Origin of the sequence: uncultured Campylobacter sp. (assembly GCF_944323605.1) — a bacterium.
Taxonomy (GTDB): domain Bacteria; phylum Campylobacterota; class Campylobacteria; order Campylobacterales; family Campylobacteraceae; genus Campylobacter_D.
Map to the genome: position 1 here is coordinate 1 of NZ_CALUTC010000010.1, position 16,868 is coordinate 16,868.

Annotated in this window: 16 protein-coding genes and 1 other RNA gene; 5 read left to right on the forward strand and 12 right to left on the reverse strand. The window is 32.2% G+C overall.

Annotated elements, in window-relative coordinates:
• Positions 1-220 precede the first annotated feature (220 nt).
• Positions 221-598: a hypothetical protein gene (locus Q0J35_RS06295; RefSeq protein ID WP_297194241.1), complete on the forward strand. Its 378-nt coding sequence runs from the start codon at positions 221-223 to the stop codon at positions 596-598.
• A 1-nt stretch (position 599) separates the two neighbouring features.
• Here Q0J35_RS06295 and Q0J35_RS06300 read toward each other — a convergent pair whose 3' ends face one another.
• The 10 genes from Q0J35_RS06300 to ruvB all read right to left on the reverse strand — a co-directional run bounded on the left by Q0J35_RS06300 (position 600) and on the right by ruvB (position 11,694).
• Positions 600-1,157, reverse strand: coding sequence for a YigZ family protein (locus Q0J35_RS06300; RefSeq protein WP_297194243.1), 558 nt, complete (start codon positions 1,155-1,157; stop codon positions 600-602).
• Between the two features lie 18 nt (positions 1,158-1,175).
• Positions 1,176-1,646: an ankyrin repeat domain-containing protein gene (locus tag Q0J35_RS06305; RefSeq protein WP_297194246.1), complete on the reverse strand. Its 471-nt coding sequence runs from the start codon at positions 1,644-1,646 to the stop codon at positions 1,176-1,178.
• A gap of 77 nt (positions 1,647-1,723) precedes the next feature.
• Complete coding sequence (locus tag Q0J35_RS06310; RefSeq protein ID WP_297194248.1) at positions 1,724-3,145, reverse strand: catalase; 1,422 nt, start codon at positions 3,143-3,145, stop codon at positions 1,724-1,726.
• 171 nt (positions 3,146-3,316) lie between these two features.
• Complete coding sequence (lon, locus tag Q0J35_RS06315; RefSeq protein WP_297194250.1) at positions 3,317-5,692, reverse strand: endopeptidase La; 2,376 nt, start codon at positions 5,690-5,692, stop codon at positions 3,317-3,319.
• Positions 5,693-5,701: 9 nt separating this feature from the next.
• Positions 5,702-6,337 carry an outer membrane protein assembly factor BamD gene (gene bamD, locus Q0J35_RS06320; protein WP_297194252.1) on the reverse strand — a complete coding sequence of 212 codons (636 nt, stop codon included), beginning with the start codon at positions 6,335-6,337 and terminating at the stop codon, positions 5,702-5,704.
• A gap of 88 nt (positions 6,338-6,425) precedes the next feature.
• Positions 6,426-7,625 carry a serine/threonine protein phosphatase gene (locus Q0J35_RS06325; protein WP_297194254.1) on the reverse strand — a complete coding sequence of 400 codons (1,200 nt, stop codon included), beginning with the start codon at positions 7,623-7,625 and terminating at the stop codon, positions 6,426-6,428.
• A 51-nt stretch (positions 7,626-7,676) separates the two neighbouring features.
• On the reverse strand, positions 7,677-8,906 hold the full coding sequence (locus Q0J35_RS06330; protein ID WP_297194255.1) for a glucose-6-phosphate isomerase: 1,230 nt from the start codon (positions 8,904-8,906) through the stop codon (positions 7,677-7,679).
• Complete coding sequence (gene galU / locus Q0J35_RS06335) at positions 8,900-9,724, reverse strand: UTP--glucose-1-phosphate uridylyltransferase GalU (RefSeq protein WP_297194257.1); 825 nt, start codon at positions 9,722-9,724, stop codon at positions 8,900-8,902. Before galU ends, Q0J35_RS06330 begins: the two co-directional genes overlap by 7 nt.
• A 45-nt stretch (positions 9,725-9,769) precedes the next feature.
• Entirely contained in the window at positions 9,770-10,672 is a 903-nt protein-coding gene (locus tag Q0J35_RS06340) for a DMT family transporter (RefSeq protein ID WP_297194260.1), read from the reverse strand.
• A 17-nt stretch (positions 10,673-10,689) separates the two neighbouring features.
• Positions 10,690-11,694 carry a Holliday junction branch migration DNA helicase RuvB gene (gene ruvB / locus Q0J35_RS06345; RefSeq protein WP_297194261.1) on the reverse strand — a complete coding sequence of 335 codons (1,005 nt, stop codon included), beginning with the start codon at positions 11,692-11,694 and terminating at the stop codon, positions 10,690-10,692.
• Positions 11,695-11,830: 136 nt separating this feature from the next.
• Between ruvB and Q0J35_RS06350 the strand changes: the two genes are divergently transcribed.
• Both Q0J35_RS06350 and ssrA read left to right on the forward strand, forming a co-directional pair.
• The gene (locus Q0J35_RS06350; protein ID WP_297194262.1) at positions 11,831-12,235 is read left to right on the forward strand and encodes a histidine phosphotransferase; all 405 of its coding nucleotides are present in this window, start codon (positions 11,831-11,833) and stop codon (positions 12,233-12,235) included.
• A gap of 3 nt (positions 12,236-12,238) precedes the next feature.
• Positions 12,239-12,597: a transfer-messenger RNA gene (gene ssrA / locus Q0J35_RS06355) on the forward strand.
• Here ssrA and Q0J35_RS06360 read toward each other — a convergent pair.
• Positions 12,558-13,226, reverse strand: coding sequence for a DNA methyltransferase (locus Q0J35_RS06360; RefSeq protein ID WP_297194265.1), 669 nt, complete (start codon positions 13,224-13,226; stop codon positions 12,558-12,560). The genes ssrA and Q0J35_RS06360 overlap by 40 nt on opposite strands.
• 174 nt (positions 13,227-13,400) lie before the next feature.
• On the opposite strand from Q0J35_RS06360, the gene Q0J35_RS06365 reads away from it, so the two are divergent.
• The gene (locus Q0J35_RS06365) at positions 13,401-13,676 is read left to right on the forward strand and encodes a hypothetical protein (protein ID WP_297194266.1); all 276 of its coding nucleotides are present in this window, start codon (positions 13,401-13,403) and stop codon (positions 13,674-13,676) included.
• A 106-nt stretch (positions 13,677-13,782) separates the two neighbouring features.
• Here the strand turns inward: Q0J35_RS06365 and msrP are convergent, their stop codons facing one another.
• Entirely contained in the window at positions 13,783-14,676 is an 894-nt protein-coding gene (gene msrP / locus Q0J35_RS06370) for a protein-methionine-sulfoxide reductase catalytic subunit MsrP (protein WP_297194268.1), read from the reverse strand.
• A gap of 103 nt (positions 14,677-14,779) precedes the next feature.
• On the opposite strand from msrP, the gene topA reads away from it, so the two are divergent.
• A complete protein-coding gene (gene topA / locus Q0J35_RS06375) occupies positions 14,780-16,867 on the forward strand; it encodes a type I DNA topoisomerase (protein ID WP_297194270.1) in 2,088 nt (695 codons plus the stop codon).
• Position 16,868: the final 1 nt, after the last annotated feature.

Sequence of the window (16,868 nt, forward strand, 5' to 3'; positions counted from 1 at the left end):
ATAATTTAAATTATTTATATTATTTTACAACTAGCTTTTATTTTTAGTTTTATTGTGAGGGTTTAAGGTTGTTTTATTTTTGGTGGATATGAAACATAAATTTTTAAAATGTAATTTTTGATTTGTAAAAACTTATTGCTTAATAAACTTACATTTATTGCTCTTATTTAGGAATACTTTTTGCTTGTTTTATTTGCATATATTTTGAAAGGAGATAAGTATGCAGGTTAATTACAAAACCATAAGTTCTCTTGAATTTGATGTTTTGAGTGGAACTTATAAAAATGTAGAAAAACAAGTTGAGGACAGTTCTGGCTCTTTTTCCGGTCTGTTAGAGCTTGGCTCATCTAACAATACAGATGATCCTTCCTCTTTATCAGGCAAGAATTATGTAAGTGAGCTTAGCAGCAGTATGGCTTCTCTTGGATTTGGTGGAAGTAATTCTTCTCAAGTATCTTTTTCAAATGACTTTAGCACATCTTTACAAGCTTATAAATTTAGACAAGATGAGCAAAATATTTTGAACAAAAAAGAGCAAGAAAACCTTTCTAATTCACAAAAAAGTGCTTTAGATGAGATTTTATCTCAAGTTTCCTAAGCTAAAAGCTTAGGAATTCTTTTAAAAGGCTTTTTTCTTTATCGTTTATACTTAATCTTATAAAAACATCATCATTATTAAATTTAGAATCAAAACTTATGTTATTTTTTACGCACTTGTGTTTAAATTTATTAAAGAATTTTATATTTAATTTAAAAGAAAACTCATCTTTAAGCTCAAAATCTACGGTTTTAGCATTTTGTATAGCCAAATTTGTAGCTGCAAAATACGCCCTAATTAGCCCACCAACACCCAATTTTATGCCTCCAAAATACCTTACTACTATAACAGCACTATCTATGAGATCAGCCCCTCTTAATGCATTAAGACAAGGGAGTCCGGCAGAATTTTTAGGTTCAAAATCGTCGCTTTTGTCTTCAACGATTTGTTTATGCTCGTTTAAAAACCTATATGCATAAACAAAATGCACAGCCTTTGTGTGCTTTTCTTTTAGTTTGTTTAACAGTTCTTTGTATTCTTTAAAATTGCAAATATAAGCTATGAAGGTTGATTTTTTTATATCTAGTTTTGCTTGTGAGATGTTTTCTATTTTTTTCATAAAGAAATGATAGCAAAATTATCCCTTTTTAAAGATATTTAATATAAAAAAACTAAGTTTTTTTAGTATGCTCTTTTTTGAATTAAGTATCAAATATCTAGCCACATCTTTACGACCAAACATTACGGCAAAAGAAAAGGGTGTCATTCCTAAGCCATTATTTTCATCGATATTTGCACCATTTTGCACCAAAAGCTTACACATAGGTAAATACCCTTTAAAACAAACACCAGCTAAAGGGGTTTGCCCTCTATCGTTTTTTTCGTCTATTCTAGCACCCTTTGAAATAAGCATTTGTGCAGTTTCTAAAGAATTGTTATAAGCTGCTAACATAAGCAAGGTATCACCTTTATGAGTTTTTAAATTTACATTTAATCCAGCTTCTATCATAATCTTTAGGTTTTCGCTTTCATTATTTCTGGCGAAATTAAAAGCCATATTGCAAAGTCTGGCAAATTGTTTTTCTTCTTCTAGGCTTAATTCTTGCATTATATTTCCTTATATTCAATTCTTTCTGCCAACAAGGAGGGAGTATTGTTAGCAGAAAGAATTGAAGTAGGATACACCTACTTCAAAGCATTTTTTACCCCATCAGCATACTCTTTGCTTATTTTTTCAAAATGCACTAAGGCTTTATCTATGATGTTTTGATTAACTCCTTGCATAGATGCTGCTATATTTTTGAAAAGCTGCTCTTTTTGCGAGTTATTCATTATGTTAAAAAGGGCTCTTGGTTGAGTGTAAAAATCATTATCTAGCGGAGCGTATCTATTAGCACCACCGTCTATTTTTAATTCAGGTTCATTAAAATTTGTGCTTTCTTTAGCAGAATAATCATAGCTATTTGGTTCATAATAGGCTGCTTGATTTTTGTATTCATCAAAATTCATAGCACCAGCGACATTATAGGTATTTACCTCACTTCTTGCCTTATTTACAGGTAAAAGATGATAATTAGTGCCTATTCTATATCTTTGTGCGTCAGGATAGCTAAAAATTCTACCTTGTAGCATTTTATCAGGGCTAAAGCCAATACCTGGCACTATATTGCTAGGACTAAAGGCAGCTTGTTCTACTTCGTTAAAATAATTTTGTGGATTCTTGTTTAAAACCATTTCTCCAACCTCTATTAAAGGCACTATACTATGAGGCCAAACTTTTGTTAAATCAAAAGGATTGAAACCTAATTTATCTACCTCATTTTCTGCAAGGATTTGCACTTGAAATGTCCATTTAGGAAAATCCCCATTTTCTATGCTATTATATAGATCTCTTTGATGAGATTCTCTATCTTTAGCTATAAGAGCTTCAGCTTCTTCATTTGTTAAATTTTTAATGCCTTGCTTAGTTTTAAAGTGAAATTTAACCCAAAATCTTTCATTTTTATTATTTATAAGACTATAAGTATGAGAGCCAAAACCGTGCATATGTCTGTAAGTTGCTGGAATCCCCCTATCGCTCATCAGTATGGTAATCTGATGCAAAGCTTCAGGACAAAGCGTCCAAAAATCCCAAGCGGCATTAGCATTTCTTAAATGCGTTCTAGGGTCTCTTTTTTGAGTGTGTATGAAGTCAGGGAATTTATAAGGATCTCTTATAAAAAATGTCGGTGTATTGTTTCCAACTAGGTCCCAATTTCCTTCCTTTGTATAAAATTTGATAGCAAAGCCTCTTACATCTCTTTCAGCATCAGCAGCCCCAGCCTCACCAGCAACTGTTGAAAATCTTAAAAATAAAGGTGTAACTTCGCCTTTTTGCAAAACTTTAGCCTTGGTAAATTTTGAAATATCTGCAGTGATTTTAAGCTCCCCGTAAGCAGCACTACCTTTTGCATGAACCGTTCTTTCAGGGATTCTTTCTCTATTTTGATGAGCTAGTTTTTCAAGCAAGATATAATCTTGCAACAATAAAGGTCCCTTAGCACCAGCTGATAGCGAGTTTTGATTATCCGCTACTATATTTCCAAAATCGTTTGTAAGCTTTTTCATAATCTAGCCTTTCTAAACAATAAGATTTATTATTTAGAAAATTATATTATATAAAAAATAAAAATAATATTAAATGATAAAAATTATTATAAGAATTTAATTTTTTTTAATGAAATATTTTTTAAAGGATAATAATTAGGAGTAGTTTAAAGCTGTAAAGCTTTAAACTTTTTATATCAAGGCTTCTTTTAAGACATCATCAAAGGTGCTTACTGGTATTATTTTCATATTGTTTTTTACTTCATCTGGTATATCTTTTAAATCTCTTTCGTAATTCTTTTTAGGTATCAAAGCTGTTTTTATATTAGCCTTATACGCAGCTATTAATTTTTCTTTAAGCCCACCAATTGGCAAAACCTTGCCATGCAAATCTATTTCACCGGTCATAGCCACACAAGCTTTTACCTTCTTTCCGCTAAATATGGAAGCTAGAGCTGTGCTCATTGTTATACCTGCACTTGGACCGTCTTTTGGGGTAGCTCCATCTGGTACGTGAATGTGTATGTTGTATTGATCGTAAATGTTTTCTTTGTCTTTATAAAAGAATTTTTGAGGGATATGTATCTTTTTTTCATCTATAAGATTTTTTATCATGCTAAAGGCTATATGTGCTGATTCTTTCATAACATCCCCTAGACTACCAGTTAGCATAAGCTCTCCTTTGCCCTTTATCTTTATAGCTTCTATTTTAAGCACATCTCCACCAACTGCAGTCCAAGCAAGCCCATTTACTTCGCCTATCTTATCTTCTTTATCGCTCTTTTCTATTTCATAAACCTTTTTATCTATAAATTTAGACAGGTTTTTTGAGTTTATGCTCACTTTTTTATCGTTGCTTAGTAAAATTTGTTTAACTGCTTTTCTGCAAAGTGAGGCTATTTTTCGTCTTAAATTTCTAACCCCAGATTCTCTTGTGTATTCACTTATTAGCAGTTCTATAGCTTCTTTACTTATGGATAATTCGCTACTTTTTAAACCGTGTTTTTTTAGTTCATCTGGTATTAAATAACTCTTTGCTATATGAAATTTTTCATTTGGAGTGTAAGAGCTTAGTTCTATAAATTCCATCCTATCTCTAAGCGGTGTTGGTATATTTTCAATATCATTTGCTGTTGCTATAAAAATTACCTTGCTTAAATCTACATTGAAATTCAGATAGTAATCCCTAAATTTAGAGTTTTGTTCAGGGTCTAAAATTTCTAAAAGCACAGCAGAAGGGTCTCCTCTAAAGCTTCTGTTTAATTTATCTATCTCATCTAGCACTACAACTGGATTTATCTGTTTTGCTTCGATTAATCCCTGTATAATGCGTCCGGGCATTGCTCCTATGTATGTGCGACGATGTCCTCTTAGCTCATTTACATCTTCAAGCCCACCAAGAGCTATCCTTATAAGCTCTCTTTTTAATGCTTTAGCAACAGAATTTGCCAAAGAGGTTTTTCCAACGCCAGGAGGTCCATAAAGACAAAGTATAACCTTGGCACCGTCTTTATCTGCTATCTGTCTTTTTTCTAGCAATTCTCTTACAGCAAAATACTCTTCTATCCTTTCTTTAGGTTTTTCTAAGGCATAGTGATCCTTGTTTAGTTGCTTTGAGACCTCTTTTATATCAAGCTTTTTTTTAGATACCTTTTCAAAAGGCACATCTATGGCTGTTTCTATATAAGTTTGTATCATCGAGGCTTCTGAATTGTCTTGATGAATTCTTTCAAATTTCTCAATCTGCTTTTTTATCTCTTTGTAACTTTCCTCATACATAAATTTCTTTTTTGCTTCTAGCTTTGCATAATATTCTTTTGTTTCATCTTCTTTTTGGGTGTCGCTACCTAATTCTTTTTGAATTTGTCTTAGCTGTTCTTTTAAAAAATATTCTTTATTAACCTGGTCTATTCTTGAATGCACCCTGCTTTTTATCTCTTTTCTAAGCTTGTTTGTTTCTATTTCCTCGCTTACTAATTCTATGAGTTTTAATACCTTTTTTTCAAGCTTTGTTTCTATAAAAAATTCATAAGCTTTTTGTTTTTGAATTCTTATGGTATTTAGTATTAAATCACAAATTCTAGAGCTATCCTGCCCTTCCTCTATAGTTCTTAGCAAATCTGGTGAAAAATAATGGCTTATACTAGCAAGTGCTCTTACTTTTTCTTTGAGAACGGTTAATAAAGCGTCATTTTTTTGAGCAGGTATATTTGTTTGCTGTATCAGATCCACCATAGCTTGCAACGGTCTGCTAGAAATCTTTTCTATTATCCTAGCTTTTGCATAGCCTTGAAATAAAATTTTAACTCTTCCATCTGGCAAAGGCACTTTTCTCATAATCATACCCACAACACCACAGTCATATATGTCATCAAAGCTTCTAGCTCCTTCTATCTTTGATGGAGCTACAAAAATCATACTTTCATTTTTTATGGCAAGTTCCATAGCATTTATATTTTGCATATCGCTTAAAAATATAGGAGTTATCATAAAGGGATATAAAAATAGTTCATCTTCCACTATCACAGGCATTTTTGCTGGGTAGTTTTTGACATTTTCAAGTTCCATATTTTTTCCTTACTCAAACATTCTTCTATACCAAGCTAATTTAGCCTTTATCATAGGCACATCTTTTAGCTCGGAATTTTCTAATCTTTCTTTATAAATTTCATAGCTTTCATACTTATCAGTTCTTTCATAAAGTGCTGCTATCTCTTGTTCTAAAGCGTAAAAAGCCAACCTAAATTTAGTGAGCATAGTCCCAACCAAAACGCTATACTGTGTATTTGGGTAAGAAGCTGAAAAGTTATCTATTTGATTCATAGTTTCTATTAATAATCCCTGCTCTCTATTTGGTAAGGCAAAGGATTCAAATTTAGACCTAATCTGCATATATCTTATAAAGTCTATATTTTTTGATGTTCCAAATTTTTTAGCATTTTCATCTAGATAAAAATTTGCTAATTGGTATTCTTCCTCGTCTATGTGTGCTTGTGCTAATATAAGTCCAACAGGCTCTAATAAAGGATCTGATATATGTTCGCTAGCCATAGAGGTGTAATGTTCATCAGCCTTTTCTAAATCTCTATCTTGTAAGTCTTTAATTATTTGTTCATACCACTGTGATGCACTAAGATTGTAGAGTTCATCTTGTGTGCTACAAGCTACAAAAAATAATGATAACAAGGCAAAAGTAAAAATATTTTTAAACATAAAACACTCGTATAATCAAAATAAAGCAAAATGATAGCAAATTTTTTAAAATAAAGCATTAATTTTAAGGTTTTAAAGTGATTAAAGTCTATTTTTTATAAACCTCGTTTTTAAATTCCTTGCATTCAAAGCCATTTTTATTTAAGCTGACTACCCTTAAGTATCCGCCATCATCTACTTTACCCTCGCATAAAAATACTCTAGGACTTATATGTATGGGAAATTTATGCTTGTTTCTGTGTCCAAAAAGCTGATAAGTGTTATTTTTTGTGTTTTTGCAAAACAAATCCGCTACTATCTTACTATCATCGTAGCCACCAACACCCATTATAAGCTCATTTGTAGGAATGAAACTAAGTTCGTAATCCTCATTTGGTAGATAAGAAAGTCCGCCGTGTGAGCAAAATATAAGCTTTTCTCCAAATTCATACAAAAAACATTCTTTAAAGCTGGGATATAATTCCTTTGCATCTTTTTGGCTTATCTTTTCTTTTCTAAAATCTTTGATAGTATTTTCATTAAATTCTTTAGAGCTTGAAATTTCTCTATTTGCCCATTTTACTAAATGTCTTTCGTGGTTTCCTTCAAGCAAGACAACATTTTTTAAATCTTTTATTTTTAAGAGCCATTTTATGACCTTGCCGTTTTCTATGCCTCTGTCTATGTAATCCCCTAAAAATATATAAAATTCATCATCTTTTATTTTGTTTATAGCTTTTTTTAATACTGTAAAGCAACCTTGAATATCCCCTATGTGGTGAATTTTTTTGTAAGAATTTAAATTTTTTCTTTCGAATAAGACTTTTTTGTATTCGTCTGGTTTTAAAATTTTGTATTTTTTAGATATTTTTTCTTTATTTAGCCCATAATCTATAGCTTCTAATATATGTTCTGGTATAAAAACACCGCTTTTTTGTGCCTCTTGGAGATTTTTTTCTTTACATTGCTCTAAGCTAAGCTCGTTAAATTCTAGCACATAAAAAGCATATCTGTATTTTTGTGCTAGATCTTTGTATTCTTTTAGCAAAGAATTGTTTGCATTTGGTGCATTTACTATGCAAAAATTTCCTTTTTGCATACGCAACTCTAAAAAATTCATCAAAGTCTTTAAGATTTCACTAGCATTACCGTATTCTAAGCTTTTATATCCATTTGTTAGGCTTTTTAAGCCTCCAGCTAAAAACCTAAATTCTTCTAAATCTAAGCAGTATTCTAACAAACCATTCTTAGCTAACCACTCTTTTTGTCCGTTAAAATAATTACCTCTTAAGATAAATAAAATTCTCAACTCAAAGCCCTTATAAAAATTTATCTAGTTTATAATTTTATATTAAAGAATTTAATGAGAAAGTAAATTTTTAAGCATTAGTTTTCCAACTTCAACGCCCGGTTGATCATAAGTATTTATTCCAAGCATTATTCCACAAGCTGAAGTAAGTAGTTCGTAATAATACATCAAATATCCGCAGTGCCAGGCGTCAAGCTCATCTATCTCTATCAAATCAACGCTCAAATTTTCAGCTATTAAAGCGTGCATTGTTGCTTCGCACTGTGTGTTTAAAAGCTTTTGTAAGCTTATGTTATTTGCAAAATCACAGTCCTCTAATCCCTTAAAGCTTAAATTCGGTATTGTGGGTGAATTTTTTACATTTAAAACTTTCAAAAAGGTTACTGTTTTATCTTTTGGTCCGTCCATTATCAGCTGTAAAAAGCTGTGCTGATCTCTTGCACCTATTAGAGCTATTGGAGTTATTCCAAACCTTTTGTATCCTCGTTTTTTGCCTAAGCTTTCGGCTATTAGCTGTATATACCATTCATTAAAGGTTGTAAATTCGTTTGCATAAGAAAAGAGTATGTTTATATTAGCGTTTTTGTGGGTGCAATAATGATAAGCCTTTTGTAAAATTTCATCTTTTTTGTGAGTGAAAAAATCCTCATAACAAGCCTTAGCACCTTCTAATAAAGCCTTTGTATCGTATCCACAAAAAGAAAGTGGCACTATACCAACAGCTGAAAGCACAGAAAATCTTCCCCCAACATTTGAAGGTATAAAAAATCTTTTTATATCCAAATCTTTTCCAAGCTCATCAAGCTTTGATTTTTCATCTGTTATAAAGACAAAATACTTTTTTAGTTCTTCGTTTTTTAGCTTAAAGTGCGATATTACAAGCTTAAAAAGCGATATAACTTCTATCGTTGTGCCGCTTTTGGAGCTTATTATAAAAAAACTGTTTTCTAGTTTTATTTTATTAAGAACCGAATTTAACGCGTATGATGAAGTATTGTCGATTATAAACAGTTTTTTGTTTTCATCTTTTTTTTCTTCTTTTAAAAAATCTTTTAACGCCTTTACTCCACAGCTTGAGCCACCCATTCCAATCAAAATTATATTTTTTATATGCTCTTTATCTTTAAAAAAATCTTTGCTTTCATCTATTATCTTAAATGAGCTATCTACTAAATGATAATATCCAACTTCCTTGCTTTGTTTTTCATCATTTATGCGGTGTGCGTATGCTGCTATCTTAGCGAAGTCCGTTTGTTTAAAAAAAAGTGTATTTTTTAGCATAAATTTTTCTTGTAAAAGTAGTTAGTAGCCTCTACAAATCCATCTACATTTCCGCAGTCAAACCTCCTGCCCTTAAATTTGTATGCTAAGACCATGTTATTAGTAGCTTGTGAAAGTAAGGCGTCTGTTAATTGAATTTCGCCGTTTTTGCCGCTTTTTGTATTTTCTAAAATGCCAAATATGTCAGGCGTTAGTATGTAACGTCCTATTATAGCTAGATTGCTAGGTGCTTCACTTGGATCAGGTTTTTCTATCATAGAATGCACCATTATCAAATCATCTTCTACCGCATTTCCAGCTATTACTCCATAATTGCTTACTTGCTCTTTTTCAACTTCCATAACAGCCACAACAGTGCAACGGTATTTTTCATATATCTTTATCATCTGTGCCATAATGCCTATGCCATCTTCATTTACACATAAATCATCAGCCAATATTACCGCAAAGGATTCATCTCCTACTAAGGGTTTAGCTTTTAAGACCGCATCGCCTAAGCCCTTCATTTCGTTTTGTCTGGTATATGTAAAAATACATTTTTGCATAAGATTTCTTATATCATTTAGGAGATATTCTTTTTTTGTGCCAGAAATTTGGTGTTCTAATTCATAGGATATATCAAAATAATCCTCCAAGGCTCTTTTTCCTCTACCTGTTATAAAACCCATATTTTGCATACCAGCCTCTAGAGCTTCATCTACGGCATAGTGTATCAAAGGCTTTGTCAATATCGGAAGCATTTCTTTTGGTAAAGCCTTGGTTGCAGGTAAGAATCTAGTCCCATAACCAGCAGCAGGAAATATACAAGTTTGAATCATTAAAAATCCTCGAAATAATTTCGCAAAATTATAGCAAAATATATATTATTTTTCTTTTTTCTTGTAGATATTTATAAAATAAATAGCAAAAAGTGCTAAAACAGTGCCAAAAACAGTAGAAATGGAAGGAATTTCATTTAGCATAAAAAAGCTCATTATTAAAGCACTCGGCGGAACTAAAAGGTTAAAGGCATTTGTTTTTACAACGCCTAAAATTTTAATACCGTAGTAATAAATACCAGTTCCTATAGCAGTTGATAAAAAGGCTACCAAAAACATTGCCATAAAAAATCTAAAATCTGCTTCAAATATAAAAAACACTCCATCAAAAAATAAAATAGGAGAAAAAAATAAAAAACTAAACAAGCTTACATAAAAATTTAGCAAAAGTGGGTGGGATTTTACATTTTTACTAAACATTGAAAGTATCACCCAAGTAATCGCAGCTAATAAAAAGAATATATTCGCCCTACTAAAAAGCTCTGTAAAATTTGTTAAATTTAGCAAAAAGGCTCCAGATAAAACACCAAGACAAAGTCCAAAAATTTGATTCATAGGCGGTTTTTTTATAATAATACCTCTTCTTTTTGCTTCTTTGTATCTTAAAAACTGCATAAGTATAAAAGATAGTATCGGAATGCTAGTGGTTACTAACACTCCCCCCAAACCAGCAAATCCAAATTCAAGTCCTGCAAAGTGAAATAATGAATAAATGGCATTACAAAGCCCGGTAAGCATAGCAAAGAAAATGGATTTTTTGTCGATTTTAAAACTAAGTCTTAGCACAAGCACTATAAATAAGGCACTTATCGATACAAAAAATAATCTCCAAAAAGAAATTATATAAGGCGGTGCGTATTCTACTAAAATTTTAGCACAAGGCCAAGAGGTGCCCCATAAAAACATAGCCAAAAACATTAGCGGAAATAAAATTTTAGTTTTATTCACAAATTTTTTCCTTAACTCTAGTCAAAAAGCCCTTTATCATAGGTTTTTTTCATAAGCTCATAGCTTTTAAAACTCGCTACACGCCCTTTTGCTGTGCGTTCTATATATCCATTAGCTAACAAATAAGGCTCTATAACATCTTCAACGGTATTTTCATCTTCACTCAAAGCAGCTGCAATGCTAGCAAGTCCTAAAGGTCTCCTATTTGCTGATAATAAAAGCTCTAAATACCTTAAATCCATACTATCAAAACCAAGTTCATTTACGCCTAGCGAATTTAGAGCCCCGTTCGCTCTTTCTTTGCTTATGTTTTTTTCGTCATTAACGTCGGCAAAATCTCTTACTCTTCTAAGCAATCTTAATGCTATACGAGGAGTGCTTCTGCTTCTTTTTGCTATTTCTAGTGCAGCTTCTTCTTCGCAGTTTTTTGAAAGCTTTTCAGCAGCTTTTTTGACTATTAAAGCAAGTTCATTATCTTTGTAAAATTCGAGGCGAAATTGCATACCAAATCTATCTCTTAAGGGATTGCTAAGCATTCCTGAACGAGTAGTAGCACCTATGAGAGTAAATTTTGGCAAATCTATCTTTACTGTTTGTGCTCCTGCTCCACTTCCTATTATAATGTCTAGCCTAAAATCCTCCATAGCAGGATAAAGCACTTCTTCAATCGCCGGAGAAAGCCTGTGAATCTCATCTATAAAAAGCACATCTCCCTCATTTAAATTTGTTAAAATGGCTGCTAAATCACCACTTTTTTCTATCATAGGAGCTGCTGTTGTTTTTATATTAGCTCCCATTTCATAAGCTATAATGTTTGCTAACGTTGTCTTGCCAAGTCCAGCAGGTCCGCTAAAAAGTATATGATCCAAACACTCTTCTCTTTTTTTTGCAGCCTGTATAAAAATTTTTAAATTTTGTTTTATATTATCTTGACCTATGTATCCATCAAAATTTGAAGGTCTTAAAGAAAGTTCATATTTTTCATCAAAGGAAAATTTTTCTATTTCTACTACTCTATCCATATCTTTGTTTGCCCTAAAATAAAATCAATTTTACCAAGTTTAGCAAAAACTAAATTTAAAGCTTTTAACTTTTTGTAATAAATTTTTAGTAAAACTTTGTTAGAATCTAATCTTTGCAAAAATATAAAGATGAGAAATGGGAATTTTAAAGAAATTAGAAATAGATTTTGAAGCAGATGATGTGGAAAAATTTTTACATTTTTTTAGGACAATGGCTGATTCTTTTGAGCCTTTGATTATAAAGCTTGAGGGCGATAAATACAAAGAGGCTTTAAAAGAAATTCAGACCCTAGCACATAATACAGCTTGGGCTGCTAGACGTCTTGAGCTTGATGAGGTAACTGATTTTTGCGTTTTTTGTGAAGAGGTTATGGAGCAAGCTGGTAGATTTGATGGTCCTGCAAGCGATGAATTTATAGACTGGCTTTTGCTTTTAAGCGAACAGTGCGAAAAATACTGTAAATGCTATGAGCAAGATGCCGATGTTTTAGCTTTTTTTAATCCTTTGCTTGTTAAACTGCCAAGCAAACTTTCACAGTAAAACGGGAGCGACTTGGCTTCGACAGGAGTAGAGTGCTTTAGGTTGCATACCGCTTTGGACATAGCGTTAAAAGTCTATTTAAAATTAAACGCAAATAATACTAAATTTGCTCCTGCTTACGCTAAAGCTGCGTAAGTTCAGTTGAGCCTCGCCTTAAGTCATACTATCTAGCTTGAGAAGTGAGTTGTTTAGGTAGTGTAGCCCTGAAATTTGACTGCTTTCTAGGTGAATTTTAAGTCTTAGCCACGATAAAAGTTTTGGAAGATGAGCTTATCTTGGTGAAATTTTCATCTTTGCTAAGTATGTAGATGCCTTTATTGCTTTATTTTTGGACAGGGGTTCGATTCCCCTCGCTTCCACCATAGTTTGTCCCTATAAATTCTCGCTGTAATTCCTTGCAGCATTCAAAAACGCTAAAACTTCCTGCGGCTGGATCGCACACTAAATCGCCAATATTCGTGCAAGATTCTATCAAAAGCTTTTGTAAGCCTTTAGGTTTGATATGCGGGTGAAGTTTTAACTCCTTGCTTGATAATTTTTCAAAATGCACATCGCGTATAGTGCGTGATTTCCAAGTATCTTTTGCTTTAATGGGCTTTTTTTGTATAACAAGTAGATATTCGCTTTGTTTTCTAGTGCGATAGCCCATACCCATTTTACCTTTATCCCAAGTGATTAAATCAACGATTTGTAAAAGTGTGGAATCTAGCCAAGTTTTTACACCTTCACAAAGATGAAATTTATCAACCCATAGCATAAGATAGCAACTATGCTTTAGCACACGATCAATCTCTTTTATAAAGCTTTTTATAGTATCCTCGCTCATTTGCACTAAATTATTACGTCCTTTTTGTCGCTGACCCTCATTACCGTAACGCATTTTATCTAGCACGCCTCGATACTGTGGATCAAAAAAACACAAATCTATACTTTGAGATTCTATGCTTTTCAGTAGCCTTAATCCGTCTATTGTTAGTTTGGTATTTTTCATTTGTTGCCTTGCTTATAAATTTTATTTATTAAATCATTTTTATATCTTAAGTATAATAGAAAAATAGATAAGAAAAGAATGCTAATATGCCATAAATTTGGAATTTTGGCTGATAAAAAATAATGAATACAAATAAGCACAAATAAAACATAGCCCATTTTTAGCACTATTTTAATGCTCTTAAATAAAGAAAATGAAGCCAAAAACATCAAAGACATAAGCATAAAGCTTATAAAACCGCTAAATTCTATATTGTATGTAAATATTGAGTTAAATAGTTTTGAAAAACTTAGTTGTTTGGAAAATATGAAATATGATGAGAGGTGCAAAAAAGCCCACATAAAGGCAAAAATTCCAAAAAGTCTTGGTAATTTTTTACAACCTTTGAATTTAAAAAGCGACAAAAGCAGAGAAAAAGCAGTAAATATCATTGCGAAAATGCCCGTGTAAAAGTAAAGTTCTGCTAAAATATCTGATTTGTAGTTTTTATAAAGCATAAAGCTTGTATAAAACAAGCTTGTAAAAAACACCATATAAGCAAAGAAAATTTTTTTATTCAAAAATATTTCCTCAAGTCCATACCCTCATAAAGATGAGCCACTTCTTTTTCATAGCCATTAAAAAGCTCAGTTTTGCGGGTGAAAAACTCTCCTATCACTCTTTCTTCTGCTTGAGACCATCTAGGATGGCTTACTTGAGGATTGACATTTGAGTAAAATCCGTATTCTTTAGGATTATAAAGCTCCCACGTAGTTTTTGGTTGTTCTTTTGTAAATTCTATGCTAACTATGGATTTTATGCTTTTAAATCCATATTTCCACGGCACTACTAATCTTATAGGAGCACCGTTTTGCGCACTTAAAGGCTTTTTATACATACCAACTGCAAGTATTGTAAGTGGATGCAAGGCTTCATCAAGTCTTAAAGCTTCAATATATGGATAGTCAAGCACAGGAAAATGTGAGGCTTGATCTGCAAATCTATTTTTATCAAACAAGGTAGTAAATTTTATAAATTTTGCTTCAGAGCTAGGTTCTAGCTTTTCTATAAGTTCTCTTAGCTCAAAACCTATCCAAGGTATTACCATAGACCAAGCTTCAACACATCTAAGTCTATAAATTCTTTCCTCTAGTTTAAAGCTCAACAAATCATCCATACTTAGAATCTTTTCTTCCTTTACAAGCCCTTTTACTTCTATCTTCCAATCCCTAGTATGAAACTGTTTTGCAAGTTCAACAGCAATGCTTTTATTTGTAGAAAATTCGTAAAAATTTACGTAAGACGTGGCTGCTTCTTCTGGACTTATCTTAAGCTTATATTTGTTTTCATCTGCTATGAAATTTAGTGCTTCTAGCTTTGTATTTACAAGGCTTGTTGCGAGTAAAGATCCAGCTCCAAGCTTTATAAATTCTCTCCTTTTTTCAAAAAGCTTTTCTGGTGTTATTTTCATTGTATTCCTTGTATTTTATTAAAATTTGCATAATTATAGCAATTTATTAATGTTATATTAATGTTATATATATAAGAATTCATTTTTAAATTACAAAGAGGCAATGATGAAAAATTTAATAATAGTAGAATCTCCAGCAAAGGCAAGAACTATAGCCGCTTTTTTGGGTAAAGATTATGAGGTAATAGCCTCAAAAGGACATATTAGAGATTTACCAAAGTCTAGTTTCGGCATAAAGATAGAAGATGATAATTTTGTCCCCCAATACACAGTCTCAAAAGAACATAAAGATATAGTAAAAACCATAAAAGAAAAGGCAAAAAAAGCAGATAAAATTTATCTAGCAACAGATGAAGATAGAGAGGGAGAAGCCATAGCTTATCACATAGCAAAAGCTATAGATAAAGATGAAAAAACATTGCCTAGGATAGTATTTCACGAGATTACAAAAGAGGCTATTTTAAACGCTCTTAACAATCCTAGAAAGCTAGACATAAATTCAGTAAATGCTCAACAAACTAGAAGGCTTTTAGATAGGATAGTGGGCTATAAATTAAGCCCTTTGTTGTCTTTAAAAATTCGTAAAGGGCTTAGTGCAGGTAGGGTGCAAAGTGCTGCTTTAAAGATAATCGTTGATAGAGAAAGAGAAATAAAAGCTTTTGTTCCTTTTGAATATTTTAGTATAGATATGGTTTTTAAGAAAGATTTAGAAGCTGAACTTGTTGAGTATGAGGGCAAAAAGATAGAAAAAATGAGTATTACAAATAAAGATAGAGCAAAAGTAATAGAAAAAAATTGTAAGAATTCCTCGTATAAAGTTGATAAAATAGAAGAAAAAGAAAAAAATAACCCTCCTCCTCCGCCTTTTATGACTTCTACCTTACAACAAAGTGCAAGCACAAATTTTGGCTTTTCACCTAAAAAAACTATGATGATAGCACAAAGGCTTTATGAGGGCGTGAAAACTGATAAGGGCGTTATGGGCGTGATAACTTATATGAGAACAGATAGCTTAAATTTAGCAAAAGAAGCCGTTTCAAAGGCTAGAAGCTTTATAGAAAAGGAATTTGGTAAAGACTATCTACCAAGCAAAGCAAATGTATATACCAGCAAATCAAAAGGAGCACAAGAGGCACACGAGGCTATAAGAGTTAGTGATTTGTCCTTTACTCCTGAATTAGCACAAAAATTTTTAGATAAAGATGAATTAAAACTTTACACACTTATATACAACCGTTTTCTAGCTTGTCAGATGAACCCTGCAAAAACTTCTATACAGAATGTTTTTGTAAAGGGCGATGGGGCAGTTTTTAAATTAAGTGGCAAGAGAGTAGTTTTTGATGGGTATTATAAGGTTTATGGCGATAAAGATAAGGATAAAATTTTACCAAAATTAGAAAAGAATCAAAGTTTAGAAATTCAAAAGCTAGAGCTAAATTCTCATTTTACAGAGCCACCGCCTAGATATTCAGAGGCAGCTCTTGTTAAAAAGCTTGAAAGCTTAGGCATAGGAAGACCAAGCACATACGCACCTACTATATCTATACTCACAGCAAGAGATTATGTAAAGCTTGAAAAAAAGCAACTCGTGCCTACGGAGATAGCTTTTACAGTAACTCAAATGCTAGAGCAAAATTTTAGCGACATAGTAGATAGTGATTTTACCTCAAAGCTTGAAAATACCCTTGATGAGATAGCTGAAGACAAGGCTTCTTGGCAAGATGTTTTAAAGGACTTTTACTATCCTTTCACAAGAAAGATAGATGAGGGTAAGCAAAAGATAAAAAGCTTAAAAACCTTTACAAAGCTAGATGAAAAATGCCCTCAGTGTGGAGGCGAACTTGCTATAAGAACTGGTAGATACGGAGAATTTATAGCTTGTCTTTCCTTTCCAAAATGCAGATACATAAGAAATATAGAAAAAAAAGATGAAAACAAAGAAAGCAAAAAGACAAATGGCATAGGGATTGCTTGTCCTAAATGCAAAAAAGGCGAAGTGGTGGAGAGATTTTCAAAAAGGGGTAAATTTTATGCTTGCTCTACTTATCCTAACTGCGATTTCATAAGCTCTTATAAACCAAGCGATGAAAACTGCCCAGAATGCGGACATTTTTTGCACATAAAAGAGCTTAAAAAAGGCACTTTTTTAGAGTGTGCTTCTTGCAAATTTAAAAAAGAGCTTGATACTTAGC